The following is a 2,244-nucleotide window of genomic DNA, read 5'->3' as shown; positions in this document are numbered from 1 at the left end:
TTATTAATAGTTGGCTCAACGCTCCACACGTTAAAGCTCATGCTTACTCGTTCAACATTACTTTTGTATGGATACCATGCAGTAGGAGGAGATCATCACACTCAGAGCCGCGACGGAGCCAATGGACAGATCTAAGCCATCGACAACTAGGGTGAAAGTGACTCCAAGTGCGAGAATGCCATAAATCGCAATGCCTAATAGAATGGAAAACTGATTACTCCAGGTCAAAAATGCAGGTTCCAAAATGCTGAACAACAGGTATAAGGCCGCCATCACAATCAAAAATCCATAGCGAATGGCAAATTGCTTGGCATCCCAATTGTTGGAAGTTTCACCTTTATCGATTTTTGTAGCTTCAGGCATGGGCGAATTTTGTTTCGGTGGTAGAGATCCAGTCAAGGAGCTGCGTTCGGTCAATTGAATTACGGTTTTGTTCTCCCATCAGACGTCCCCGATTGAGCACCAGAACTCGATCGGCTACTTCCAGAATTTCATCGAGATCTGCAGCGAGCACCAGCACCACCTCATCATGCAGTTGATCTCGTAGGTATTGAATAATGTCATGCCGGGACTTGATATCCACACCTTGAAAAGGCTCATCCAATAAGAGGACTCGGAATTTTCGTTGAAGCCAGCGAGCCACTACCACCTTCTGTTGATTACCCCCTGAGAGACTACCAATCAGGGCATGTATGCCTTGGCACTTGACTCCTAGGTCTCGCACCATCCGATCGGCTTCCTGCTGCTCTTTTCTCGGTTGCATCAACGCAAATTGACAAAAACTTCTAAGAAAGGGTAGGGAAAGATTTTGATTCACACTGAACTGGGGAATAACCGCTCTGTTGCTGCGATCTTCTGGCACAAGATGGACTCCCTTGTCGATTGCAGAGGAAATCGATTTGGGTTGCAGAGGCTTGCCATCGAGTAAAATTTCTCCAGAAACAGGTTCTCGCATGCCATAGAGAATCTCTGCTAACTCCGACTTTCCGGCTCCAATCAAACCTGTCAATCCAACAATTTCCCCCGCCCTCAATTGGAGACTCAATGCGGGGTCTCCTGGACGCACAATAAGATCCTTCAACTCCAGTCGAACTTTTCCTGCTTGAACAGGCTGTAGATGATCGTGAGGAGTTGTATCTATTTCACCTACCATCGCACGAACCAAATCTTGGGATTTCACTGGACGAGTCAGATCGGCACTCTTCAGTCCATCTCGAACCACACCAGCACGGTCAGCCAGCAACTCAATCTCATGGAGTCGATGAGAAACATAGACAATCGCAACTCCTTGCGAGCGTAACTGGTCGAGTTTATCAAACAGTCGATCTGTCTCACGGGTACTTAACGAGGAAGTCGGCTCATCCAAAATCAGCAACTTCGGTTCACCAACCAGAGAGCGGGCGATGCTGATCAACTGACGATCACTCTGGGATAAATCGGAGACAGGAAGATCCCAATTGGTAAACGTCAGACCCATCGGCTCCGCGATTTCCTGAGCACGAGTTCGAATGTGTTGACGACGATAAAGTAATCCGGTTGCTGGATCTAAAAGCTCGTTGAGAGCGAGGTTTTCAGAAATGCTCATTGTGGGCACTACACCTTGATCGATAATCTGGTGAACCGTGCGGATGCCTTGACGAAAGGAATCTTGAGGACTTTGAAAACGGACACGTTGGCTCTCAATACGAATTTCCCCTTCGTAATCCTCATAGTAGCCACAGATGATCTTGATCAGAGTAGATTTGCCAGCCCCATTTGCACCCACCAAGGCGAAGATCTCCCCTGAAAAAAAGGAGAATGAGACACCCCGAAGCGCCTGTGTTGCTCCGAAGGACTTGCTGATCTGTTGTACTTCAACTACCGGATTCACGAAACTTCAGCGTAAGGGAGATATTTCTTGGGCCAATGCCGTTAGTTCCTCAATAGAACGGAAGACACCGCGTTGTTGAGCCATCACCTTTGCCATGCGCATGACATTACGTTCCACCTCCAAGCGAGCTTTTAAATCAGGGATCTCAGCGATGTCAGCAACTTTGGCAAGCCCGTAGATGCGTCGCATCATTTTGCAGGCAGCAAAGCCGATTGTATCTTCAAAAATGTGGCGTAAGAATCGCTGACGCTGCAAGGCGAAGCCAATTTGTCCTTCTGGATAATTCCAGTAGCTATTGGAAGTTTCCCGTTCGTGTGCAACCCAATTTGCTTCGAACTTTGCCTGAAATTGGTTCCAGGTCTCCTCCGCTGTCC

At 47.8% G+C, this 2,244-nt stretch carries 3 protein-coding genes; all 3 read right to left on the bottom strand.

Annotated features, from left to right (window positions below):
• Nucleotides 1–57 precede the first annotated feature (57 nt).
• Nucleotides 58–363 carry a hypothetical protein gene (locus P8O70_03005; protein ID MDG2195851.1) on the bottom strand — a complete coding sequence of 102 codons (306 nt, stop codon included), beginning with the start codon at nucleotides 361–363 and terminating at the stop codon, nucleotides 58–60.
• Entirely contained in the window at nucleotides 356–1,870 is a 1,515-nt protein-coding gene (locus P8O70_03000) for a sugar ABC transporter ATP-binding protein (protein MDG2195850.1), read from the bottom strand. The genes P8O70_03005 and P8O70_03000 overlap by 8 nt, the downstream gene beginning before the upstream one ends.
• 6 nt (nucleotides 1,871–1,876) lie before the next feature.
• Nucleotides 1,877–2,244 (bottom strand): S-methyl-5-thioribose kinase (locus P8O70_02995; GenBank protein MDG2195849.1); only part of this gene is annotated, 368 nt, incomplete at its 5' end.

Source organism: SAR324 cluster bacterium (genome assembly GCA_029245725.1).
Lineage (GTDB): Bacteria > SAR324 > SAR324 > SAR324 > NAC60-12 > JCVI-SCAAA005.
Note: the sequence above shows the minus strand (reverse complement) of the source record. Positions and strands in the feature narration are given on the sequence as shown.

Bases quoted from the DNA above. Each gene is read 5' to 3' on its own strand.
- P8O70_03005 (MDG2195851.1), bottom strand. From the start codon at position 363: ATGCCTGAAGCTACAAAAATCGATAAAGGTGAAACTTCCAACAATTGG.